The organism is Amorphoplanes friuliensis DSM 7358, from assembly GCF_000494755.1.
Classification (GTDB): domain Bacteria; phylum Actinomycetota; class Actinomycetes; order Mycobacteriales; family Micromonosporaceae; genus Actinoplanes; species Actinoplanes friuliensis.
The window spans coordinates 5,485,747-5,506,566 of record NC_022657.1 but is presented as its reverse complement, the minus strand read 5'-3'; the positions used below and the strand labels follow the sequence as shown (position 1 = coordinate 5,506,566).

Annotated in this window: 21 protein-coding genes and 1 pseudogene; 13 read left to right on the top strand and 9 right to left on the bottom strand. The window is 70.3% G+C overall.

Annotation, left to right across the window (positions count from 1 at the left end; translation table 11 throughout):
* The first annotated feature begins 2 nt into the window (after nucleotides 1–2).
* The 3 genes from AFR_RS25550 to AFR_RS25540 all read left to right on the top strand — a co-directional run bounded on the left by AFR_RS25550 (nucleotide 3) and on the right by AFR_RS25540 (nucleotide 2,851).
* Complete coding sequence (locus AFR_RS25550; RefSeq protein ID WP_041841127.1) at nucleotides 3–965, top strand: carbohydrate ABC transporter permease; 963 nt, start codon at nucleotides 3–5, stop codon at nucleotides 963–965.
* On the top strand, nucleotides 962–1,828 hold the full coding sequence (locus AFR_RS25545; RefSeq protein WP_023363955.1) for a carbohydrate ABC transporter permease: 867 nt from the start codon (nucleotides 962–964) through the stop codon (nucleotides 1,826–1,828). The genes AFR_RS25550 and AFR_RS25545 overlap by 4 nt, the downstream gene beginning before the upstream one ends.
* Before the next feature lie 126 nt (nucleotides 1,829–1,954).
* Nucleotides 1,955–2,851, top strand: a complete 897-nt coding sequence (locus tag AFR_RS25540; protein WP_041841126.1) for a hypothetical protein — start codon at nucleotides 1,955–1,957, stop codon at nucleotides 2,849–2,851.
* A gap of 120 nt (nucleotides 2,852–2,971) precedes the next feature.
* Here the strand turns inward: AFR_RS25540 and AFR_RS25535 are convergent, their stop codons facing one another.
* On the bottom strand, nucleotides 2,972–3,340 hold the full coding sequence (locus AFR_RS25535) for an FKBP-type peptidyl-prolyl cis-trans isomerase (RefSeq protein ID WP_023363951.1): 369 nt from the start codon (nucleotides 3,338–3,340) through the stop codon (nucleotides 2,972–2,974).
* Between the two features lie 161 nt (nucleotides 3,341–3,501).
* Here AFR_RS25535 and AFR_RS25530 point away from each other — a divergent pair, with 161 nt between their 5' ends.
* On the top strand, nucleotides 3,502–4,446 hold the full coding sequence (locus AFR_RS25530) for a lytic polysaccharide monooxygenase auxiliary activity family 9 protein (protein WP_023363949.1): 945 nt from the start codon (nucleotides 3,502–3,504) through the stop codon (nucleotides 4,444–4,446).
* A gap of 3 nt (nucleotides 4,447–4,449) precedes the next feature.
* On the opposite strand, the gene AFR_RS25525 is transcribed toward AFR_RS25530, so the two are convergent.
* The gene (locus AFR_RS25525) at nucleotides 4,450–5,553 is read right to left on the bottom strand and encodes a ricin-type beta-trefoil lectin domain protein (protein WP_041841125.1); all 1,104 of its coding nucleotides are present in this window, start codon (nucleotides 5,551–5,553) and stop codon (nucleotides 4,450–4,452) included.
* A gap of 109 nt (nucleotides 5,554–5,662) precedes the next feature.
* On the opposite strand from AFR_RS25525, the gene AFR_RS25520 reads away from it, so the two are divergent.
* Nucleotides 5,663–6,868 carry a glycoside hydrolase family 3 N-terminal domain-containing protein gene (locus AFR_RS25520; protein ID WP_041841124.1) on the top strand — a complete coding sequence of 402 codons (1,206 nt, stop codon included), beginning with the start codon at nucleotides 5,663–5,665 and terminating at the stop codon, nucleotides 6,866–6,868.
* Nucleotides 6,869–6,996: 128 nt separating this feature from the next.
* Here AFR_RS25520 and tnpA read toward each other — a convergent pair.
* Nucleotides 6,997–7,412 (bottom strand): annotated as a pseudogene (gene tnpA, locus AFR_RS25515) (IS200/IS605 family transposase).
* Nucleotides 7,413–7,437: 25 nt separating this feature from the next.
* Here tnpA and AFR_RS48000 point away from each other — a divergent pair.
* The 3 genes from AFR_RS48000 to AFR_RS46225 all read left to right on the top strand — a co-directional run bounded on the left by AFR_RS48000 (nucleotide 7,438) and on the right by AFR_RS46225 (nucleotide 10,063).
* Nucleotides 7,438–8,667, top strand: coding sequence for an RNA-guided endonuclease InsQ/TnpB family protein (locus AFR_RS48000; RefSeq protein ID WP_148308058.1), 1,230 nt, complete (start codon nucleotides 7,438–7,440; stop codon nucleotides 8,665–8,667).
* Between the two features lie 77 nt (nucleotides 8,668–8,744).
* Nucleotides 8,745–9,524 (top strand): aldo/keto reductase, encoded by a 780-nt coding sequence (locus AFR_RS25505; protein WP_023363941.1) that lies wholly within the window; start codon nucleotides 8,745–8,747, stop codon nucleotides 9,522–9,524.
* A 50-nt stretch (nucleotides 9,525–9,574) separates the two neighbouring features.
* Entirely contained in the window at nucleotides 9,575–10,063 is a 489-nt protein-coding gene (locus tag AFR_RS46225) for a hypothetical protein (protein ID WP_148308057.1), read from the top strand.
* Between the two features lie 21 nt (nucleotides 10,064–10,084).
* Here the strand turns inward: AFR_RS46225 and AFR_RS25500 are convergent, their stop codons facing one another.
* A complete protein-coding gene (locus AFR_RS25500; protein WP_023363939.1) occupies nucleotides 10,085–11,599 on the bottom strand; it encodes a serine/threonine-protein kinase in 1,515 nt (504 codons plus the stop codon).
* Between the two features lie 71 nt (nucleotides 11,600–11,670).
* Between AFR_RS25500 and AFR_RS25495 the strand changes: the two genes are divergently transcribed.
* From AFR_RS25495 to AFR_RS25485, 3 genes are read left to right on the top strand one after another with little or no spacing between them, the layout of a single operon-like run.
* Complete coding sequence (locus tag AFR_RS25495) at nucleotides 11,671–12,540, top strand: AraC family transcriptional regulator (RefSeq protein ID WP_023363937.1); 870 nt, start codon at nucleotides 11,671–11,673, stop codon at nucleotides 12,538–12,540.
* A gap of 50 nt (nucleotides 12,541–12,590) precedes the next feature.
* Entirely contained in the window at nucleotides 12,591–14,447 is a 1,857-nt protein-coding gene (locus tag AFR_RS25490) for a maleylacetate reductase and hydroxyquinol 1,2-dioxygenase domain-containing protein (protein ID WP_023363935.1), read from the top strand.
* On the top strand, nucleotides 14,444–16,159 hold the full coding sequence (locus AFR_RS25485; RefSeq protein WP_041841123.1) for an FAD-dependent oxidoreductase: 1,716 nt from the start codon (nucleotides 14,444–14,446) through the stop codon (nucleotides 16,157–16,159). Before AFR_RS25490 ends, AFR_RS25485 begins: the two co-directional genes overlap by 4 nt.
* On the opposite strand, the gene AFR_RS25480 is transcribed toward AFR_RS25485, so the two are convergent.
* The 3 genes from AFR_RS25480 to AFR_RS25470 form a co-directional block, all read right to left on the bottom strand.
* The gene (locus tag AFR_RS25480; RefSeq protein WP_238547134.1) at nucleotides 16,156–16,428 is read right to left on the bottom strand and encodes a PspC domain-containing protein; all 273 of its coding nucleotides are present in this window, start codon (nucleotides 16,426–16,428) and stop codon (nucleotides 16,156–16,158) included. The two genes, AFR_RS25485 and AFR_RS25480, sit on opposite strands and share 4 nt — an antisense overlap.
* Nucleotides 16,429–16,489: 61 nt before the next feature.
* Complete coding sequence (locus tag AFR_RS25475) at nucleotides 16,490–17,413, bottom strand: endonuclease/exonuclease/phosphatase family protein (protein WP_041841122.1); 924 nt, start codon at nucleotides 17,411–17,413, stop codon at nucleotides 16,490–16,492.
* Between the two features lie 34 nt (nucleotides 17,414–17,447).
* The gene (locus AFR_RS25470; RefSeq protein ID WP_023363928.1) at nucleotides 17,448–18,029 is read right to left on the bottom strand and encodes a TetR/AcrR family transcriptional regulator; all 582 of its coding nucleotides are present in this window, start codon (nucleotides 18,027–18,029) and stop codon (nucleotides 17,448–17,450) included.
* A 39-nt stretch (nucleotides 18,030–18,068) separates the two neighbouring features.
* On the opposite strand from AFR_RS25470, the gene AFR_RS25465 reads away from it, so the two are divergent.
* A complete protein-coding gene (locus tag AFR_RS25465; RefSeq protein WP_023363926.1) occupies nucleotides 18,069–19,019 on the top strand; it encodes a glycoside hydrolase family 113 protein in 951 nt (316 codons plus the stop codon).
* 25 nt (nucleotides 19,020–19,044) lie between these two features.
* Nucleotides 19,045–19,479, top strand: coding sequence for a CBS domain-containing protein (locus tag AFR_RS25460; protein WP_023363924.1), 435 nt, complete (start codon nucleotides 19,045–19,047; stop codon nucleotides 19,477–19,479).
* A gap of 15 nt (nucleotides 19,480–19,494) precedes the next feature.
* Here AFR_RS25460 and AFR_RS25455 read toward each other — a convergent pair whose 3' ends face one another.
* On the bottom strand, nucleotides 19,495–20,286 hold the full coding sequence (locus AFR_RS25455) for a hypothetical protein (protein ID WP_023363922.1): 792 nt from the start codon (nucleotides 20,284–20,286) through the stop codon (nucleotides 19,495–19,497).
* 11 nt (nucleotides 20,287–20,297) lie between these two features.
* Complete coding sequence (locus AFR_RS25450) at nucleotides 20,298–20,792, bottom strand: SigE family RNA polymerase sigma factor (RefSeq protein WP_023363920.1); 495 nt, start codon at nucleotides 20,790–20,792, stop codon at nucleotides 20,298–20,300.
* Nucleotides 20,793–20,820 lie beyond the last annotated feature (28 nt).

Here is a 20,820-nt window from a genome sequence, read left to right as displayed (position 1 = left end):
TCATGACTTCCGTAGCCGAGAAGACCGGTGAGGGCCGGGTCGGCACCACTCCTCCGAGCCCGCCCGGCGCCGCTCGCCGGGCCGCGGGCTGGGCACGCCGGGCACCATTGCTGCCGGCGCTCATCTTCATGATCATCGTGACCCAGCTGCCGTTCGTGGCGACCCTGGTCATCTCGTTCATGGACTGGAACGCGTACTACCCGGACGAGCGCGGGTTCGCCGGGATCGACAACTTCAAGCGCGTCTTCACCGACGTCAACATGCGGGACGCCGTCTGGACGACGATCCTGCTCACCGTCGGTGTGGTCCTGATCAGCCTGATCCTCGGCCTGGGCATCGCGCTGCTGCTGGACCGCAAGTTCCGCGGCCGGGGCGCGGTCCGCACGATGATGATCGCGCCGTTCCTGGTCGTGCCGGTCGCCGCGGCCCTGCTCTGGAAGCACGCTCTCTACAACCCCGAGTACGGCCTCTTCAACGGCGCTCTGACCTGGCTCTGGGGGCTCTTCGGGGCCGACGCCCCGCAACCGGACTGGATCAGCAACGCGCCGCTCTGGTCGGTCATCTTCGCCCTGGTCTGGCAGTGGACGCCGTTCATGATGCTCATCCTGCTGGCCGGGCTCCAGGGCCGTCCGCTCGACGTCGTGGAGGCGGCGCGCATCGACGGCGCCAGCAGCTGGCAGATCTTCCGCAGCATGACGCTGCCGCACCTGCGCCAGTACCTCGAGCTCGGCGCGCTGCTCGGCTCGATCTACATCGTGCAGAACTTCGACGCCGTTTTCACGATCACCTCCGGCGGTCTCGGTACGGCGAACCTCCCGTACACGATCTACCAGATCTTCTACCAGGCCCACGATTACGGCCGGGCCTCCGCGGCTGCCGTGATTGTCGTCATCGGCACGATCATCATCGCGACGTTCGCACTGCGGACCGTCTCGTCGCTGTTCAAGGAGGACCCGGGCCGATGACCACCGCCTTGCACCGCGCCGCACCGCCCGACGCCGTACCCAAGAAGAAGGACCGCGGTGGCCCCTGGCTGTCGCTGCTGGCCTGGGTCGTCGGCATCCTCTTCGTGCTGCCCGTGGTCTGGATGGTGCTGACCTCGTTCCACACCGAGGCCGACGCCGCCACCAACCCACCGGCCGTCTTCGCGCCGCTGACCCTCGAGGGGTACCGCGAGTTCTTCTCCGGGGGCGCCACCCCGTGGCCGCCGCTGCTCAACTCGCTGACCGCCAGCCTCGTCTCGACCGCCCTGGTCCTGCTGCTGTCCTTCCCGGCCGCGTACGCGTTGTCGATCAAGCCGGTGAAGAAGTGGACCGACGTCCTGTTCTTCTTCCTGTCCACCAAGATGCTGCCGGTCGTCGCCGGTCTGCTGCCGCTGTACCTGTTCGCGCAGAACACGGGCCTGCTCGACAACATCTGGCTGCTGATCGTCTTCTACACCTCGATGAACCTGCCGATCGCGGTCTGGATGATGCGCTCGTTCCTGTCCGAGGTACCGGTCGAGATGCTCGAGGCCGCGTCCATGGACGGCGCGAGCCTGTCCAAGACGCTGCGTTCGGTGATCGCCCCGGTGGTCATGCCGGGCATCGCCGCGACCGCGCTGATCTGCTTCATCTTCAGCTGGAACGAGCTGCTCTTCGCCCGGGTCCTGACCGCCACCGTGGCGGAGACGGCCCCGGTCTTCCTGACCAGCTTCGTCACCAGTCAGGGGCTGTTCCTGGCCCAGTTGTGCGCGGCCGCGTTCGTGGTCTCGCTGCCGGTGCTCGTGGCCGGTTTTGCGGCCCAGGACAAGCTGGTCCAGGGCCTGTCGCTCGGCTCGGTCAAGTAGCCGCGCCTGATTCCGCATCCACTCCGCCCGATAGAGGTGACCGGCCCCACCCTCGGGGCCGGTCACCGCCTCTTTTTCCCCGAAAGAGGTAGGAACCGGCCCGGCCCTGGGTACGTCAGAGCGCCTATGACCAGACTTCGCGGCTCTTTCCCGGCCGCTGCCGTCGTGACCCTGTTCCTGCTCGGCGCCTGTGCCCAGACGACCGGCGCCGGTGCCGCGGCCGAAGCCTCGGGCTCACCCGTGCCCCCGGCCATCCCCGGCGACTCCGACACCCTGGTGCTGCGTGTGGCGTACACCGGGGGTTTTGTGGGTCCGGACGCGCTCGCCGGCCGCATGCCCGAGACCAGCGTCTACGCCGACGGCCGGGTGATCTTCAACGGCCCGGTTCCCGCGAGTTATCCCGGCCCGGCCGTGCCCAACGTGCAGCTGATCACCGTCTCGCCGGACACACTCCGAGAGCTGGTCGACGGGGCCGTCGCCGCGGGGGTCAGGGAGGGGACCGACTTCGGGCAGCCCGGTGTCGCCGACGCACCGTCCACCGAGGTGTCGGTGCTGCTGGCCGACGGCCGCCGGCAGGCCGTCGCGGCGGAGGCGCTGGCCGAGGCGCAGGCCGACGACCCGATGCTCACCGCGCCGCAGAAGCAGGCCCGCAAGGAGCTGCTCGGCTTCATCGACAAGCTGGACAGGCTGACGACGCAGCCGACGAGCGGCACACCCCAGCCGTACAAGGCGGAGACCCTGGCCGCGATCGTCACCCCGTGGGTGGATCCCGGTGACGACCTGCCCGGCAAGCCGAAGGCTATCGCCTGGCCAGGCCCGGCGCTGCCCGGCGAGTCGCTCAGCCCGACCGTCAAGATCAACTGTGTCGCGGCAACCGGCGCCGAGGCCAAGGCCGTGCTCGACGCGGCGGCCGAGGCGACCGCGATCACACCGTGGACCTCGGGCGGCAAGACCTACTCGGTGCGGCTGCGGCCGTTGCTTCCGGAGGAGACGGGCTGCGCCGATCTGAAGGCGGTTCGATGACCCCGATCGGTGAGCCGTTCGAGCCGTCGGCCGGCCCGCGACCCGAGCCGGCCCGCACGGACAGCAGCGGGCCGGGACAGGCAACGCCCGTCCCGGCCCGCGCGGCCTGCCGGCCCTGGCTTACTTCACGCCGAGCAGATCCACCACGAAGATGAGCGTCTCGTTCGGCTTGATGACGCCACCGGCGCCACGGGCGCCGTAACCGAGGTGCGGGGGGATGGTCAGCTTGCGGCGGCCGCCGACACGCATGCCGACCACCCCCTGGTCCCATCCACCGATGACCTGACCGGCGCCCAGGCCGAAGTCGAACGCGTCGCCCCGGTTGTAGGACGCGTCGAACTCCTTGCCGGAGGAGAACGCGACCCCCACGTAGTGGACGCTGACCTGGTGTCCCGGCTTCGCCTCGTCGCCGTCACCGACGACAAGGTCCTCCATGACCAGCTCGGCCGGCGGCTCACCTTCGATGGGGCCGACGTCGGGCTTCTCCATGTGTCCTCCTGTGTTGTGTGCCTTCGTGGCCATGCAACCACAGCGCCTGGTCTTTTCGGGCAGCACCACCCAGCGTAGTGAACGACTGAGGGCTGATCTCCGTACTGTCCGCCGTGGGGTCGGTCCGGCCTCGCGCCGCCGTGCCCGCCCGAGGAGGCCACATGACCGTCGTACGCCGTACCGCCGCGCTGGTCATGGCCGGTGGGTTCGCCGCGGCCGCCACCTTGCTCCCGGCGGCGCCGTCCCTTGCGCACGGCGCGCCGACGTCACCCATCAGCCGTACGGCGGCGTGTGCCACGAACGGTGAGCAGTCGGGGTCGGCGGCGTGCAAGGCTGCGTTGCAGGCCAACGGGCGGGGGTTCGGCAACTTCGACAACCTGCGCGTACCGAACGTGAACGGCAAGGACAAGCAGTTCATCCCGGACGGCAACCTGTGCAGCGGCGACCTCCCGGAGTTCCAGGGCCTCGACCTGCCCCGCACCGACTGGCCCACCACCAAGGTCAACGCCGGAGCCAACCTGCCCATCCGGTACGCGGGGACGATCCCGCACCAGGGCACGTTCCGCATCTACCTGACGAAGCAGGGGTACGACCCGACCGAGCCGCTGGGCTGGGACGACCTGGGTGCGTCGCCGATCTCGACCGTTCAGGACCCGCCGCTGCGGAGCGGGGCGTACAGGATGAGCGCGAAGCTGCCCAAGGACCGCAGCGGCCGCCACGTGCTCTACGTCGTGTGGCAGACCTCCAGCACGCCGGACACCTACTACTCGTGCTCCGACCTGCAGATCAAGGCGAAGCCGGTGGCCGTCGCCGCGACGAAGCAGGCCAAGCCCGCCGCGACACCCAAGGAGTCACGGTCCGTGGAGCCGGGAGTGGTCGCGTCGCCGCAGGAGGTTGCCGGTCCGGCTGCTGCGGGCGTACCGGAGCAGGGTAAGGAATCGTGGTTGAGCCCGGCGGCGGCGCAGGCCGAGGACCGGGTGGCCCTCGGCCATCAGATCATCGTCGCGGCGCTGATCGTGATCGCCGGTGTCGGAGCCGCGGCCGGCTTCAACCGGTGGCGCGGAGCCCGCAACGGCGGCCCGGGTCACCAGGCCCCGCGCCGCTGACCGTCAGCGCACCGACCACCGCTGCGCGGCCGTCCCGTTGCAGGTGTAGAGCTGCACGAGCGTGCCGTCGGTGGTGCCGCTCGCGGTCACGTCCAGGCACTTACCGGAGCCGGCGCCGACGATGGTGCCGTCCGGCTGGAACGTGAACCGCTGTGCGGTCGTGCCGTTGCAGGTCCAGATCTGAGCCTTGGTGCCGTCCGCGGTGCCGTTGCCGTTGATGTCGAGGCAGCGGTCGCCGTAGACGCGCAGCTCACCGGCGGCCGACCGGGTCCAGCGCTGGATCGTGCTGCCGAGGCAGTCGTAGATGTGCAGCTGCGTGCCGTTGGTGGTGCTGGTGCCGGGCACGTCCAGGCAGCGCCCGGACAGCGGGCTGGCGACCGCGACGGTGACGCCGACCGGCGGTACGACCTGGGCGTTCAGGGCGGACGGGGTCGCCTGCAGGGCGCTGAACCAGCGGGCGCCCATCTTGTCGTAACCGGCTGCGGTCGGGTGGGTGCCGTCCGCGATGTCGGCCGTGGTCAGCACCGCGTGAATGTCGACCAGGTGGGTGAGCGGGCCCTTCTGCGCCACGATGCCGGGGATCGCGGCGTTGAAGTCCTGGATGCGGCTCTCCAGCACCGGGTCGGTCTCCGGTGCGAGCGTCGAGATGAAGAGCTCGACCGTCGGCGCGTTGGCCCGGATCTTGTCGATCAGCGCGCCGAGGCGGGCCGGGGCGTTCGGGAGGTCGTAGTTCTGGTTGACGTCGTTGGTGCCCAGGTGGACCAGGATCGTGCGGGGTGCGTACGCCCGCAGCCACCCGGCCACATTGGCGTCGATCTGGTCGATCCGCCACCCGGAGTGACCCTCGTGGTCGTGGTCACCGAGGCTCGCCGGCCCGTTGGCCGCCGACCCCACAAAGTCGATCTTGTGTCCAGCGCCGGTCAGCAGCTCCCACAGCTTGATCCGGTAGCCGCCGGGCACGTTGAAACCGTCGGTGATGGACGCGCCCAGCGGCATGATCCGGACCCCGCCGTTCGACTCGGCCGCCCGCGCCGGTGCCGGCAGGCCGAGGACGAGCAGCAACCCGAGGATCGCGGTGCCCATGGTGCGCCAAGTTCCTGACCTCATCAAAGCCTCCCTGACAACGTTGTCGTACCTCGTCCAGGAAGACAGACGGGTATCAATGTGTCAATGGTGTTTCCAGCGCTCTGCCCGTAACCCGCTAGCGTGGGCGCCGATGAGGAAAAATGTGCTGGGGTGGAGTGCAGGCGCTGTGGTGGCGGTCGTGGCGGCGACGCTGGTGATCAGATCGGCCACGGACGACAGTCCACCGGCGGCGGTCCCGCTCGGCGCCGCCTCATCGGCCTCTGTCTCGTCGGCCGTTCCCTCTTTGGTCCCGTCGCCCACTCCGTCTTTGAGTTGCGCCCGGGCGACCGCCGAGGGTCTCTCCCTGGAGGAACGGGCCGGTCAACTGCTCATGATCGGTACGCCCGTGGACAGCCCGCGTGACCTCAGCGGCGAGGTGAAGCGCTACCACCTGGGCGGCGTGTTCCTGGCCGGCCGCAGCACCCGGTCCGCCGCGTCGCTGCGGGCCGACATCACGGCGCTGCAGGGTGCCGCCACGGTGCCGCTGCTGGTCGCGCTCGATCAGGAGGGCGGCAGCGTGCAGACCCTCAAGGGGCGCGACTTCCCGCTGATCCCGTCGGCGCAGAGGCTCGGCGCGGGGTCGCCCGCCAAACTGCGTGACACGGTCCGCGCCAACGCCGATCGGCTCTCCGGCATCGGAATCACGGTCAACCTCGCACCGGTCGCCGACACGGTCCCCGCGAACATCGGCACGGCCAACCCGCCCATCGGGGCGTTCCGCCGGCAGTACGGCTCCGACCCCGACAAGGTCGCGGCGTCCATCCGTACCGTGGTGCCGGCCTCTCAGGGTGAGGGTGTGCTGACCATCCTCAAGCACTTCCCGGGCCTGGGCCGCGTCCGCGCCAACACCGACACCTCGACCAAGGCCGTCGACCGTACGGCGACCGTCGACGACCCGTACCTGAAACCGTTCGAGGCAGGCATCGAGGCCGGCTCGGCCGGAGTGATGATCTCCTCGGCGTCCTATCCGCGCCTGGACCCGAAGAACATCGCGGCGTTCTCCGAGCCGATCATCACGGGTCTCCTCCGCGACCGCCTCGGGTACCGCGGCCTGGTCATGTCCGACGACCTCGGCGCCGCTGACGCCGCCGAGTCGGTGCCGGCGGGGGAGCGCGCGGTGCGCTTCGTCCGCGCCGGCGGCGACATGACCCTGAGCATCCGCCCCGAAGACGCGGCGCCGATGACGTCCGCACTGATCGAAGCCGCCCAGAAGTCCCCGGCGTTCGAGGCCCGGGTCACCGACGCCGCCGTGCACGTCCTGGAGGCCAAGGGAAAAGCGGGCCGCCTCCGCTGTTGACCTGGTGCGCGCTCCAGGTCCTAGCGTCGAGACCATGCAGACGATCGAACTCGGCACCACCGGACAGCAGGTCAGCCGTCTCGCCCTGGGTGCCCTTGCGCGGGAGGGCCGCCAGGCCCGAGCGCGCCTTAGACCGGTCGGTTCTGCTGCTCGATGTACTGACGCACGACATTTAGCGGTGCCCCGCCGGCGGAGCCCGCGAAGTACGAGCCCGACCAGAGCTTGTTGGTCCGGTAGTAGTGCCGCACGAGTCCGGGAACTCCTGCCGCAGGCGGCGCGACGAAACGCCCTTGAGGTTGTTGACGAGCTTCGCCGGGGCGGCCTTGGGCGGAAAGTTGACCAGCAGGTGGACGTGGTTGTTCTCGCCGTTGAACTCAACCAGCTCGGTCTCGAAGTCCGCGCACACTGCCCGCATGATTTCCCTTATCCGGGCGAGGTGCCGGTCGCCGAACACCCGGTGCCGGAACTTCGTCACGAAGACCAGATGAGCGTGCAGAGCAAAAACACAGCGCCTACCAGTGCGGATGCCTTCAAGTTCAGTCATGAACCAACCCGGTACGGTGCTTCTCGTGCAGCTCCGTTACAACTTCCGGCTCTACCCGGACACCGCTCAGCGGAAGGCGCTGGCTCGGTCGTTCGGGTGCGCTCGGGTGGTGTTCAACGACGGGTTGCGTTTGCGGCAGACGGCGCGGGAGAACGGCGGGAAGTACGTCTCGGACGGCGAGCTGTCGCGGCGGCTGATCACCGAAGCCAAAGCCACCCCGGAACGGGCGTGGCTGGGCGAGGTGTCGTCGGTCGTGCTCCAGCAGGCCCTCGCGGACCTGAACGTGGCGTACCGCAACTTCTTCGCCTCGATCACCGGCAAGCGCAAAGGCCGCAAGGTCGCACCGCCGCGGTACCGGTCACGTAAGGAAAACCGGCAGGCGATCCGCTTCACCAGGAACTCCCGGTTCAAGGTGCTCGACAACGGCCGCCTGCGGCTGCCGAAGATCGGCGACCTCGCGGTGCGCTGGTCCCGGACGCTGCCCTCGGACCCGTCGTCGGTGGCTGTGATCAAGGATGCTGCCGGCCGGTATTTCGCCTCGTTCGTCGTGAAGAGCACCGACGAGGCGTTGCCGCCGGTCGAATCCGAGGTCGGTATCGATCTGGGACTGACCCACTTCGCGGTGCTCTCGGGCGGCACGAAGGTGGCCGCACCGAAGTTCCTGCGCCGCGCCGCGCGCAAGCTCAAGCGGTTGCAGCAGGCGCTCTCGCGCAAGCAGCGCGGGAGTCAGAACCGGAGGAAGGCCGTCGTGAAGGTCGCCAGGGCGCACGCCCGGGTGGCCGACACCCGGCGGGACTGGCAGCACCAGCTGTCCACGACGTTGATCCGCGAGAACCAAGCGGTGTACGTCGAGGATCTGTGCGTGGTCGGTCTGGGCCGGACAAGGCTGGCGAAGTCCGTGCACGACGCCGGCTGGGCCGGCTTCACCGCCATGTTGGAGTACAAGGCGGCGCGGTACGGGCGGACCTTCGGCCGGGTGGACCGGTTCTTCCCGTCCACCCGGAAGTGCTCCGATTGCGGCCGGATCAACGACAAGATGGCACTCGACGTGCGAGCGTGGGACTGCCCGTGCGGCAGTCACCACGACCGGGACGTCAACGCCGCCAGAAATATCAAGGCCGCCGGGCAGGCGGACTTCAACGACCGTGGAGCGCAGGTAAGACCAGCAGCGATGCTGGCACCGCGCGGCGAAGCGGTAACCCACCCGGACGCCGCGTATTCCACACGCAGCGTGGAGGGAATCTCCGTCCTTTAGGGCCGAGAGGATGTCAAGAATGGTGGGCCCGCCCCGGCAGCCGCGGCGGCGAGAGCGAGGAACTCCTCGGCCGCTGGTTGCGCCGCGGCGGCCACCGCGACCAGGTTTTCCTCGCCACCAAAGGCTCCGCCCTCCCACGCCCCTCCCCGAACCTGTGGTCCGCAGACGGCACCCCGGACTGGAACCTGGCCCGCCGCACCTTCGAAGGCGCCGGCGCCGACACCCTCCGCCACGCCGTCGACGCCAGCCTCCAACGACTCGGCACCGACCACATCGACCTCTACTACGTCCACGTCGACGACCTCACGACCCCGCTGTCCGAAACCCTGGAGGCGCTGGCGGGCCTCGTCGCCGCCGGCAAGATCCGCTACCTGGGCTGGTCCAACGTCCGCACGTGGCGCCTCGAACGCATCCGCCAGCTCTGCGACCGCCACGGCTGGCCGGCGCCGGTCGCGGTCCAGCAGCAGCACAGCTACCTGCGCCCGAACCCGGCCACGGACAACGCCTCGATCACCGGCCACGAGCAGCTCGACTACCTGGCCGCGCACGACGACCTGACGCTGGTCGCCTACTCACCGATTCTGAAAGGCATCTACGACGACCCGGCCCGCCGCGCCGCCCACGGCGTTATGGAGTCCTATGCCGGCCCGGACACCGATGCGCGGCTCGCGCTGCTGACGGAGATGGCCGCCGACCTCGGCGTGACACCGGGCCAGCTGGTCCTGGCCTGGCTCCTCCACTCCACACCCCGGGTCATCCCACTGATCGGCCCAAGGACTCCCGAACAGCTCGAATCCGCCCTCCAAGCCCTCGACGTCAAACTGACCGAAGACCAACTGCAACGCCTGGCGGGGTGAAGTCACGTGCTCGTCCCGTCGAGAGACATGCCATCGCCGATACTGATGGCATGTCTACCCAATGGCCTGCAGTCGCCTCGCTCACGGGCAGCGTTCTCGCGGCGCTGATCGGCGGCAGCCTCGGCGGGTTCGTCGCTCGTCGGCATGAAGGTCAGAGGTGGACTCGCGATCAGCGTATGTCCGCCTACGCCGACTTGGTTCGTAGTTACTCCGAGGTGTACCACCGGATCGCGTCACTCGATGACGACGGTCAGCGTGGTCAACCTGACTGGCCGGCCTGGAACCGCAGCCTTGCTGTCGTCTATGTCGTTGCAGCATCGGAGATTGCCAATCAGGCGCGGTCGATCGACGAGGCGCTATGGGATTTGAGCCAGCAATCCGGAACAGGACGCCTCCCAGCTGAGCAATGGCGGGCCCTCCGGACGCCGCTCGAAGCGGCGGTGCTCCAGTTCCTCAACTTGGCACGGGACGAACTGGGCAGCCTGGGCGAACCACTGCCGAAGTTGTGGGGTCGCCCGGACAACTACCCGGCCTCTTGAGCACCGGCCGTCAGTCGCTGCTCAGTCCGTGTCGGGGCGGAAGCTGGCGAAGATGAGGTCGAGTTTGGGGCGTTGGGCTTTCCAGCGGGAGTCGCTGGTCTGCCAGTAGATGCCGTAGGCCTGCTTCTTCGAGGTGATCACGCCGCGGTTGTTGACGTGCTGGCGGGTGCTGCCGTTGAAGGTGTATTCCCAGTCGGCGGCTTTCTGCCAGTACTTCACTGCTTTGATCTTGATTTCGCGGTAGCCGGGGAATTCGCCGCGGCCGACGCGGTATTCGGCTTTGCCCTGCCAGTCGGCGACGGGGTTGGGCCGGGGTTTGTTCGTCTGGTCGATGCCCAGGGTGGTGCCGCTGTCCGGGTCGCGGAAGTAGACGATCGAGCCTTCCTTGGACCGGGTCCAGCCTTTTGGCACGTAGAGGCGGAAGCCGGTCGGGTCGCGGTAGTCGCGCCAGCCGTTCGGGAGGGGTGGGCGGGTGTTGCCGGCGGCCACCGTGGTGGTCACGGTCGATTCGGGGGTCCGGCTGGGTGGTGTGGGGGACGGGGACAGGGCCGAAGGCGACGGTACGACCGGAGCAGTCGTGGCAACCGCCGCCGGCGGAGGCGACGCGGTGGTCGTCTCCGTGCGCCGTCCCAGCCACACGGCCGTACCGGCGGCGAGCATGACAGCGACCACCACCGCCGCGGCCAGGGCGACCTTGCGGCCGGGGCGGCGTACCGGGGAGACCGAGGCCGCGCGGCGCAGAAGGCGGCGGGTTTCGGGGAGGCCGATGCGTTGCGCCGGGTCCTTGCGGAGGAGGCCTTCGAGCACGGGCGCCAGCGGGCCCGGCTGGTGTGCGGGGTCGGGTTCGTCGACGGCCACCGCGGTCAGGGTCTCGACCGTCGACTTCCGCTCGTACGGGGAGTGGCCCTCGACCGCCGTGTAGAGCGACGCACCCAGGGACCAGAGGTCGGAGCCGAGGGCGGCGGTGCCGTCGCGGAGACGTTCGGGGGACATGAACTGGGGGGAGCCCACCACCATGTCGGCGCTGGTGACGATGCCGTCGCCCTCGATGGCGGCGATGCCGAAGTCGGTGAGGACCACGCGGCCGTCGTCGCCGAGGAGGATGTTCGCGGGTTTGACGTCGCGGTGGCGGACGCCGGCCTGGTGGGAGGCTTCCAGGGCGGCGAGGACCTCGAGGCCGATCTCGGCGACCCGACGGGGTGGCAGCGGGCCGTCGTCGCGGATGGCCTCGGCGAGCGTCCGGGACGGGATGTACTCCATCACGATCCAGGTGTGGCCGTCGGCCTCGAAGACGTCGAAGACCCGCGCGACGTTGGGGTGGCTGAGCCGGGCCGCCGCCCGGGCCTCGCGCAGGGAACGCTCCTGGACCTTGGCGTGTTCGGTCTCGACCAGGTCGTCCGGCGGGATGATCTCCTTGACGGCGACGTCGCGGCCGAGGACCTCGTCGCGGGCCAGCCAGACGCGGCCCATGCCGCCTTCGCCCAGGGTGCGGCCCAGCCGGTAACGGCTGTTGACGACGACCGGGCTGACAGTCATGCCTCTCGCTGTACCCGCGGCGGGCGAGAAGCACACCCCCGTCTCACATTCCGCGGGACTATCATGCGCCGATGGACGAGCTGTCGCTGCTCGACACCACCGGGATCCTGCGCCAGCCGTGGATCAGGCCCGAGCGGACGAGTGCCGGGCTGGGCTGGTCCGGCCTCTATGTCTCGGCGCAGCAGGAGCAGCCGTACCGTGCCGCTTTTGACGGCGCTCGCAGCCACCTGGTGATCCTGCATCTCGACGGGCCGGTCACCGTGCGTCGTGGGCAGGCCGGGCTCGTCTCCGCGCGTACCGTGGGGCCGGGTGGATTTTTTGTGCATCCGGCGGGGAAGGATCTGACCGTCGAGCTCGGCGGGGACCTCGCCACCGTGCACGTCTACCTGGACGACGAGGCGTTGCAGGCGGCCTGCGACGGTCCGGCGGTGGAGCTGGCCGAGGAGCTCGGTGTGGCGGACCCCGAGCTGGAGCGGCTGGTGCGGGCGCTCGACCAAGCGCTGCGCGGGTGGGAGCCGTCGGGACGGACGTATGTCGACGAGCTCTGCGGTCTGCTCGCCGATCATCTGGTCCGGCGGCACAGCGTGCGACGCCCGGCCGGGTCGCCGCGGGCCGGGGGATTGAGCGCGCGGCAGCTCGCACGGGTGCGGGAGCTGCTGGTGGAGCGGCTCGGCGAGCCGGTCCCGCTGGCCGACATGGCCGCGGTGGCGGGGCTGAGTGTCAGTCACTTCTCGCGGCGGTTCAAGGCCGGCACCGGGCTGTCACCCCATCAGTTCCTGGTACGGCTGCGGCTGGAGACCGCCTGCCGGCTGCTGCGGGCGCGGGTCATGCCGATCGCGGCGGTCGCCAGTCACTGCGGCTTCTCCCACCAGGAGCATCTGACGCGGGTCATGCGGCGCTACCTGCAGACCACACCGGGGGCGCTGCGCCGGGCCGGGTGACAGCGTTTTTGTGCAGGAAACGAGCGCGTGACAGCGTCGATACTCGATCGATGACGCCCTTCGAGTTCACGAGCGGGCCCTCGCGGGTGGTTTTCGGGCCGGGCATCCTCGACCGGCTCCCGGACGAGGTCACGCGGGCCGGCGGCACCCGCGTGCTGGTGCTGTCGGGGTCGGGCACCGCCGAGGCCGCGGGGCGGGCCGCCGCGCTGCTGGGCCCGTTGCTCGGCGGTCACTTCGCCGGCGCGGCGATGCACACCCCGGTCGGCGTCACGAGCACCGCGCTCGAGCTGGTGCGGTCCCTGGACGTGGACTGCCTGGTCTCCGTCGGCGGCGGCTCGGCCACCGGGCTCGGCAAGGCCCTGGCGGTCCGGACCGGCCTGCCGCAGCTCACGGTGCCCACCACGTACGCGGGCTCCGAGGTCACGCCCGTGCTCGGCGAGACGGACCAGAACGGCAAGACGACCAGATCGGCGCCGGAGATCCTGCCCCGGGCGGTGCTGTACGACGTCGAGCTGACCCTCGGCCTCCCGGTGGCGCTGTCGGTCACGAGCGGTGTGAACGCGATGGCCCACGCGGTGGAGGCGCTGTACTCGCCGGACGCGAACCCGGCGACCGACACGATGGCTGTCCGTGCCCTGACCCTGATGTCCCGCGCGCTGCCCCGGATCGTCGCCGACCCCGGGGATGTCGAGGCCCGCTCGGACGCGTTGACCGCGGCCTGGCTCGCGGGCATCTGCCTGGGCACGGTCCGGATGGGCCTGCACCACAAGCTCTGCCACTTCCTGGGTGGTAAATATGGCATGCCGCACGCCGCGACGCACACGGTCCTGCTGCCACAGGTGCTGGCCTTCAACCCGGCCGCCACGCCTGACGTGCTCGGGCGGATCGCGGGCGCTCTGGGCGTACGGGATGCGGCCGCAGGCCTGCACGATCTGATCGCGGGCTGGGGCGGGCCGACCTCGCTGAGGGAGCTCGGGCTGGCCGAGGAGGCGGCGGACGACGACCTGCTGCGGGCCGCCTACCGGGGGACACGTCCGCCGGGAGCCGCGGCCGTGCCGGACTTCGGCGCGCTGACCGAGCAGGTCGTCGCGAGCTTCGCCGCGACGCCCGATCCCCGGACCCGGGTCCTGCTCACCGACCTGGTCCGGGTGCTGCACGAGTTCACCAACCGGCACGATCTCACCCAGCGCGAGTGGGAGACCGCCGTCGGTTTCCTGACGCGTACGGGTCAGCTGTGCGACGACACGCGGCAGGAGTTCGTGCTGCTCTCGGACACTCTCGGCGTCTCGAGCATGGTGGATCTGCTGACGAACTCGCGGACCCCGGACACCACCCCGTCGGCCGTGCTCGGGCCGTTCTACGTGCCGGGGCCGCCGGCCGAGCAGCAGGGTGCCGACATCGCCCGTGGTCTGCCCGGCACTCCACTGTGGGTGGACGTGCGGATCGAGGATGTCGACGGCAAACCGGTGCCCGGCGCGGTGACCGACGTGTGGCAGTCCAACGAGGACGGATTTTACGACGTGCAACTGCCGGAGCTCGCCGGGCCGGTGCTGCGGGCGCGGTTCACCAGCGACGCCGACGGGCGGGTGCGGTTCTGGTCGATCCTGCCGTCGGAATATCCGATCCCCGACGACGGGCCGGTGGGGCAGCTGCTCGCGGCGGCCGGACGCCACCCGTACCGGGCGCCGCACCTGCACTTCATGATCAGTGCGCCCGGTCACCGGCGGCTGGTCACGCAGCTGTTCGTCGCCGGTGGTGCGTACCTGGACTCGGACACGGTGTTCGGTGTCAAGGAGGAGCTGATCGTGGACTTCGGGCCGGGCACCGGCGAGCCGCCCGACGGCCGGGAACTGACCGAATGGAACAAAGTCGTTTACACGTTCCGGATCGCGGGGGAGCAGCAGTGAGCGTTGTGGAAACCGATGTCCTGATCGTCGGCAGCGGGCCGGCGGGCAGCGCCGCCGCGATGCTGCTCAGCACGTACGGCGTGCCGAACATCATGGTCACGAAGTACAGCCGCCTGGCCGACACACCCCGCGCGCACATCACCAACCAGCGCACGATGGAGGTGCTGCGCGACGCCGGGCTCGAGGACGTGGTCGTCGCCCAGGCCACACCGCAGCACCTGATGGGGCAGACGCCGTTCTGCTCGTCGATCGCCGCGACCGAGGAGCTCGGCCGGCTGCACACCTGGTACACCCACCCGAACCGGCAGGCCGACCACGACCTCGCCTCGCCGACGGCCATCTGCGACATGCCGCAGCACCTGATGGAGCCCGTCCTGGCGTCGGCGGCGACGGCCCGCGGTACTCACCTGCGGTACGACACCGAATATCTGTCGCTGACCCAGGACGACGACGGGGTCACCGCCACGGTCCGTGACCGGCTGCGCGGCGACGAATACCAGATCCGGGCGAAATACCTGATCGGTGCCGACGGCGGACGCAGCCGGGTGGCCGAGGACATCGGGCTGCCCACGGTCGGCCGGATGGGTGTCGCCGGCAGCATCAACGTCGTCTTCGAGGCCGACCTGAGCCGGTACGTCGCCCACCGGCCGAGCACGCTCTACTGGGTGCTGCAGACCGGTGCCGACGTCGGGGGGATCGGGATGGGGCTGGTCCGCTGCGTACGCCCCTGGCACGAGTGGCTGATCGTCTGGGGGTACGACATCGAGGGCGAACCGCCGGACCTCACCGAGGAGTACGCCCGCCGCCTCGCCCACCAGCTGATCGGCGACGACACCGTGCCCGTCACCATCAAGTCGTCGTCGGCGTGGACCGTCAACCACCTGTACGCCGAGCGCTACCACCAGGGGCGGGTCTTCTGCGCGGGTGACGCCGTGCACCGCCACCCGCCGTCGAACGGGCTGGGGTCGAACACGTCGATCCAGGACGCGTACAACCTGGCGTGGAAGCTCGAGCTCGTGCTGTCCGGGGCGGCCGGGCCGGCGTTGCTGGACTCGTACAGTGCGGAGCGGGCGCCGGTCGGCCGGCAGATCGTGGAGCGGGCCAACCGGAGCATCGGCGAGACCGGCCGGATCTTCCAGGCGCTGGAGGGCGGCCTCGACGCCCGCAAACTCCCCGGCGAGGGCGCGGAGAAGCAGCGGCAGCTGCTGAGGGAAGCGGTCGCGTTCAAGGACTACGAGTTCAACACCCACGGCGTGGAGCTCGACCAGCGGTACGTCTCGGACGCGGTGGTCCCGGACGGCACGCCGGCGCCGCGGAATCCCCGCGACGCCGAGCTGTACCACCACGCGACGACCTGGCCGGGTGCGAAGGTCCCGCACGCCTGGCTGGGCCGTGGCACCGAGCGGGTGTCGACCCTGGACGTCGGCGGCCGGGGCCGGTTCACGCTGCTGACCGGTGTGGGTGGCGAGGCCTGGGCCGCCGCAGCCGCCGATGTCGCCGAAGAGCTGGGCATCGAGCTGACGGCGGCGACGATCGGCCCCGGCGCCGATTACGAGGACCTCTACGGGGACTGGGCGGCCCTGCGCGAGGTCGGTGACACCGGAGCCGTGCTGCTGCGGCCGGACAACTACGTGTGTTTCCGCAGCCCGGCACTGGCGGCCGACCCGGCGGAGGCGCTGCGTACCGCTCTCCGCCAGGTCCTTGCGGTCTAGATGCCCGGCACGGTCGTGACGGGCACGATCGGCTGGACCTCGGGCTCCGACGGCATCAGGATCCAGAGCACCGGGTAGACAAGGAGCTGGCTTCCCGGGATCGCCAGCAGGATCAGCACGAAGAGGAGGCGGGCGGCCAGCGGCTCGAGGCCGAAACGCTGTCCGAGGCCGGCGGCGACACCACCGAGGATCCGTCCGTTGCGCGGCCGGACCAGGCCGTTGCGGCGCATCGAACCGTACATCTTGTTCATCGCACTCTGTTCGTTCATGTCTCCAAGAATGGCTGGTCAGGGGGTCTCGGGGCATCGGGGACGAACCCTGGCCGGACCCTTAGCCGGCGACCCTGAGACGGGCGGCGACCGGCAGGTGGTCGCTGCCGGTGCGGGGGAGGGTCCGCACCTCGGTGACGGTCACCGCACGGGCCATGACCTGGTCGATCCGGGCGACCGGCAGCCGGGCGGGCCAGGAGAACGCAAAACTGCTGTCGTCGGTGGTCAGGCCGAGCCGGGCCAGCGCCCGATCGCCCGTGGCGGTGTTCAGGTCGCCCAGCAGGATCACCCTGTCCAGCGGCTCGGCACTGATCGCGGCGGCCAGCCGGCCCGCGCTCTCGTCCCGGTGATCGGAGCCGAGCCCGGCCGGCCCGAGACGCATCGACGGCAGGTGCGCGACGTAGACCGCGATGTCCCCGTGCGGCGTGCGAGCCGTGGCCCGCAGGCCACGGTTCCAGTCGGGACCGAAAGCGGCCGGCCTGATGTCGACCGCGCGGGCCTCGGCCAGCGGAAACCGCGACCACAGGGCGACGGTGCCCTGCACGGTGTGGTGCGCGTACTCCGCGGGGAAAGCCGCCGCATACGCGGCCACGGCCTCCGGCGTGACCTCCTCCAGCGCGACCAGGTCCGGCTCGATCTCCAGCAGATCCCGTACGGTCGCAGCCGGGTCCGCGTTCTCGTCGCTGACGTTGTGCTGGACGGCGGTGAGGTCGTACCGGGAATCCGATCGGGGGAGGAAGTGGCCGCCGAAGAGCGCGAGCCAGGCGATCGCAGGCACGAGCACGGCGACCAGGGCCAGCGCTGACCGCCGCCAGAGTGCGAGGGCGAGCAGGGCCGGGATCGCCAGCCCGAGCCACGGGAGGAAGGTCTCGACGAGGCTGCCCAGGTGCCCGACCGTGTTCGGCACCAGTGCATGAAGGACCAGCAGACCGGCGACGAGGACGGCGGCCAGAGCCCGTTTGCGGCCCCGCCGCAGGGATGGCATGCGCACGCCGCGATGCTCGCAGACCCTCGCCACCTCAGCCCTGCTGCCGCACCAGCGGGAGGAAAACCTCGTCGACGATCTCGACGAGCGTGTTGTCGGGCACGGCACTGAGGCCCCGGGTCAGATATTCGTTCCGGAGCAGCGTGATCGCCACGGTGGCGACCCGCGGGTGCAGCGCGCCGGGACGCGCCTGACCCCGGGCGACGGCCCGTTCGAGCAGGATCAGCCAACTGCCCGTGCTGCCGTCGGCGATCTGCTCGTGCATCTCGGTCAGCAACTCGGGATCGTCGGCGAGACCGGCCAGCAGGCTGCGCAGGATCTCCGCCCGCGGCGAGGTGGCGTCACCGTTCACCCGCCGCAGCAGGTCGAGGGCGTCCGCGCGGAGATCGCCGGTGTCGGCGGGCTGCAGAGCGGCCTCGCTGAGCTCCCGGTAGGCCGCGACGCCGAGAGCGGCCCGGCTGGGCCAGCGCCGGTAGATCGTGTTCTTGTTCGTCCCGGCCCGCCGGGCCACCGCGTCCATGGCAAAACCGCGATAGCCGGACGCCACGAGCTCGTCGGCCGCGGCACGCAGGATCGCCTGCTCCAGCTCGGTGCCACGACGCCGGGTGCCGGCCATGGTTCCTCCTTCGTAAGGTACTGGGTGTACCTTACGCCCATGCGAGGTAGAGGCGTCACCTACGACACCGGATTCATCAGCGAAGGCCCGAGCACGCACGAGCCGTTCGACCCTGAGGCCGTGCGGCGCGACCTGCGGGTGATCCGCGAAGACCTGCACTGCACCGCCGTACGCGTGACCGGCAGCGACCCCGACCGGCTGGAGGTCGCCGCCCGGCTCGCCGCCGACGCCGGTCTGGAGGTCTGGTTCTCACCCTTCATCTGCGACCTGACCACCGACGAACTGCTGGACTTCCTCGCCGACTGCGCGGACCGGGCCGAACGGCTGCGGCGTACGGGTGCCGAGGTCGTCCTGGTCACCGCGGCCGAGCTGACGCTCTTCGCCAAGGGCTTCCTCCCGGGCGACACCATCGGCGAGCGGATCGCCGGGCTCATGAGCGGCCGGAAGCCCGCCCCCTTGAACGACTTCCTGGCCCGGGCGGTGGCCGTGGTCCGCGAGCGGTTCGCCGGCAAGGTCACCTACGCGTCGCTGCCGACGGAGGTTGTCGACTGGACGCCGTTCGACTTCGTGGCGGCCGACGCCTACAACTCCGTCGAGGTCGCCGCCGTCTACACCGAAGGGATCCGCTCCCTGCTGTCCCACGGCAAACCGGTCGCGATCACCGAGTTCGGCTGCACCACCCACCGCGGCGCCGCGGCCCTCGGCGCCCGCGGGATGTTCATGGTGGACTGGGACGGGCCGACCCCGCTCGGACTCAAGGCGCCGTACGTCCGCGACGAGCACGAACAGGCCACCTACCTCCACGACTCCCTGGACGTCTTCGAGGCCGAAGGTGTCGACACCGCCTTCTGGTGCACCTTCGCCTGCTACAACCTGCCGGACGAGTACGACGTCGCCTCGTACGGTCTCGTCCGAGTGACCAAGGACCACCAGTGGACGACAAAAGAGTCCTTCGAGGCGCTGAGCCGGCGGTTTCGGGCCCTAGGCTGAGTGGCACCAGGCCTGGGGAGGGAACATGCGGATCAGTGACGTTCTTCGTGTCAAGGGCGGGCAAGTTGTGACGGTGTCTCCGGAGACGCTCGTCGAGGGGTTGCTGGCGGTGCTCGCCGAGCATCGGATCGGCGCCGTTGTCGTTTCTGCCGACGGGTCGGCGGTGGACGGCATCGTCAGTGAGCGGGACATCGTGCGTGCGCTGGCCGAGCGCGGCGCCGCCGTGCTCGCGGAGCCGGTCACGGCCATCCACACCACCCAGGTGCACACGGTTGCACCGGACGCTTCGCTCGAGGACGTGGAGCGGCTGATGACCGAGCGGAGGTTCCGGCACGTGCCGGTTGTCACCGGCGGGGCGCTGCACGGCATCGTCAGCATCGGTGACGTCGTCAAGGAGCGGATCGGTGAGCTCGAGTCGGAACGCTCCGAGCTGGCCGGGTACATCACCGGCGAACGCTGAGTCCCGGCCGGATCGTCACTCCAGGAGGAAACGCCTGTCGGCGGCGGCCGCTGCCAGCTGCTCGGCGGTCAGGGGCAGGTCGGCCAGCGGCTCGAGCGAGCCTGACTTCCGGGCCTGCGCCATGAACACCACGGTTCCGTCCGCGTGGCGGTAGGCCGCCACCTGATCGATGCGGTCGTCGCCGGACGTGGTCACCACGCCGACCGTCGACATGCCGACCGTCGTGAGTGAGCAGTCCCCGGCCAGGTTCCAGAACGTGTGGGTCAGTGCGCACGGGTCCTGCGGCAGCGTGTTGCCTGCGGTGCGGACCTCGGCCAGCAGCCTGCCCGTGCGGTTGTCGTGGGTCACGGCGACCACACCCTGGTAGGTCCAGGTGCCGTCACGTTCGACGGCGGCCTGGTGGGAGCCCAGAGCTGTGCGGACGGTCAACCCGTCGGGCACCGCGTCGAGGATTGTCGTCTGCACCCGCTTGGCCTGCTCGTAGTGGACGCCCGAGCGGGCCGTGGCGTCCTCCTGCGGCAGCCCGTTGCCGTCGATGGGCCACGTCGGCTTGGAGTCGGCGGGGTCGGGGATGGTGGACGGCACTGCCGCCCACGGCGCCGGCTCGGTGTCGGTCCGCAGCGACGGGCTCACCACCGCGACACCGAGTGTGGCCAGGGCTGTCACCGCCGCGGCGCCGGCGATCGTCGTCCTCCGCCGGACGGCCCGCCGGCCCGCGGTGAGCGACGCAGCCGACTCCATCGGTGGCGGCTCGGGGGTGAGCACCATCGTGCTGCGCATGGCTTCACGCAGTTCGTTCTCGTCCACGGTCCCTCTCCTCATTCGGCGTTGACGGGTGGGGCGACGATGCCGCGCAACGTGGTCAGGCCGCGGGCGGCCTGGCTCTTGAGCGTGCCGGCCGAGCAGTTCAGCGCCGCCGCGACGGCCTCGACGGGCATGTCCTCCCAGTAGCGGAGGACCAGCACCGCCCGCTGCCGCGGTGGCACCTGCGCGAGCGCCCGCATCAGCATCAGCCGGTCGTCGGTCTGCGGCTGATCGGCGGGCATGTCGCCGGGAGTCTCGGACGGGCGTTCCCGCCGCCACCAGCCCCGCCGCCCGTCGTCGATGAACGTGTGGATCAGCACCCGGCGGACGTACGGGTCCAGGGCCTCGTGCCGGGCCACCCGGTTCCAGTGCACGTAGAGCTTGGTGAACGCCGCCTGGACCAGGTCCTCGGCCCGGTGCCAGTCCCCGCAGAGCAGGTACGCCGTCCCCCGCATGACCCCCGACCTGGCCGCGAAGTACTCGGCGAACGCCGAGTCCCGATCGCTCATCCCCACCCCTATCCGTGCAGTCGGTGTA

What these genes read in the sequence shown, in the direction of transcription:
- AFR_RS25550 (WP_041841127.1), top strand. Translation starts at nt 3, where the DNA reads ATGACTTCCGTAGCCGAGAAGACCGGTGAGGGCCGGGTCGGCACCACT.
- AFR_RS25545 (WP_023363955.1), top strand. Translation starts at nt 962, where the DNA reads ATGACCACCGCCTTGCACCGCGCCGCACCGCCCGACGCCGTACCCAAG.
- AFR_RS25540 (WP_041841126.1), top strand. Translation starts at nt 1,955, where the DNA reads ATGACCAGACTTCGCGGCTCTTTCCCGGCCGCTGCCGTCGTGACCCTG.
- AFR_RS25535 (WP_023363951.1), bottom strand. Translation starts at nt 3,340, where the DNA reads ATGGAGAAGCCCGACGTCGGCCCCATCGAAGGTGAGCCGCCGGCCGAG.
- AFR_RS25530 (WP_023363949.1), top strand. Translation starts at nt 3,502, where the DNA reads ATGACCGTCGTACGCCGTACCGCCGCGCTGGTCATGGCCGGTGGGTTC.
- AFR_RS25525 (WP_041841125.1), bottom strand. Translation starts at nt 5,553, where the DNA reads ATGAGGTCAGGAACTTGGCGCACCATGGGCACCGCGATCCTCGGGTTG.
- AFR_RS25520 (WP_041841124.1), top strand. Translation starts at nt 5,663, where the DNA reads ATGAGGAAAAATGTGCTGGGGTGGAGTGCAGGCGCTGTGGTGGCGGTC.
- AFR_RS46225 (WP_148308057.1), top strand. Translation starts at nt 9,575, where the DNA reads ATGTCTACCCAATGGCCTGCAGTCGCCTCGCTCACGGGCAGCGTTCTC.
- AFR_RS25500 (WP_023363939.1), bottom strand. Translation starts at nt 11,599, where the DNA reads ATGACTGTCAGCCCGGTCGTCGTCAACAGCCGTTACCGGCTGGGCCGC.
- AFR_RS25495 (WP_023363937.1), top strand. Translation starts at nt 11,671, where the DNA reads ATGGACGAGCTGTCGCTGCTCGACACCACCGGGATCCTGCGCCAGCCG.
- AFR_RS25490 (WP_023363935.1), top strand. Translation starts at nt 12,591, where the DNA reads ATGACGCCCTTCGAGTTCACGAGCGGGCCCTCGCGGGTGGTTTTCGGG.
- AFR_RS25480 (WP_238547134.1), bottom strand. Translation starts at nt 16,428, where the DNA reads ATGAACGAACAGAGTGCGATGAACAAGATGTACGGTTCGATGCGCCGC.
- AFR_RS25475 (WP_041841122.1), bottom strand. Translation starts at nt 17,413, where the DNA reads ATGCCATCCCTGCGGCGGGGCCGCAAACGGGCTCTGGCCGCCGTCCTC.
- AFR_RS25470 (WP_023363928.1), bottom strand. Translation starts at nt 18,029, where the DNA reads ATGGCCGGCACCCGGCGTCGTGGCACCGAGCTGGAGCAGGCGATCCTG.
- AFR_RS25465 (WP_023363926.1), top strand. Translation starts at nt 18,069, where the DNA reads ATGCGAGGTAGAGGCGTCACCTACGACACCGGATTCATCAGCGAAGGC.
- AFR_RS25460 (WP_023363924.1), top strand. Translation starts at nt 19,045, where the DNA reads ATGCGGATCAGTGACGTTCTTCGTGTCAAGGGCGGGCAAGTTGTGACG.
- AFR_RS25450 (WP_023363920.1), bottom strand. Translation starts at nt 20,792, where the DNA reads ATGAGCGATCGGGACTCGGCGTTCGCCGAGTACTTCGCGGCCAGGTCG.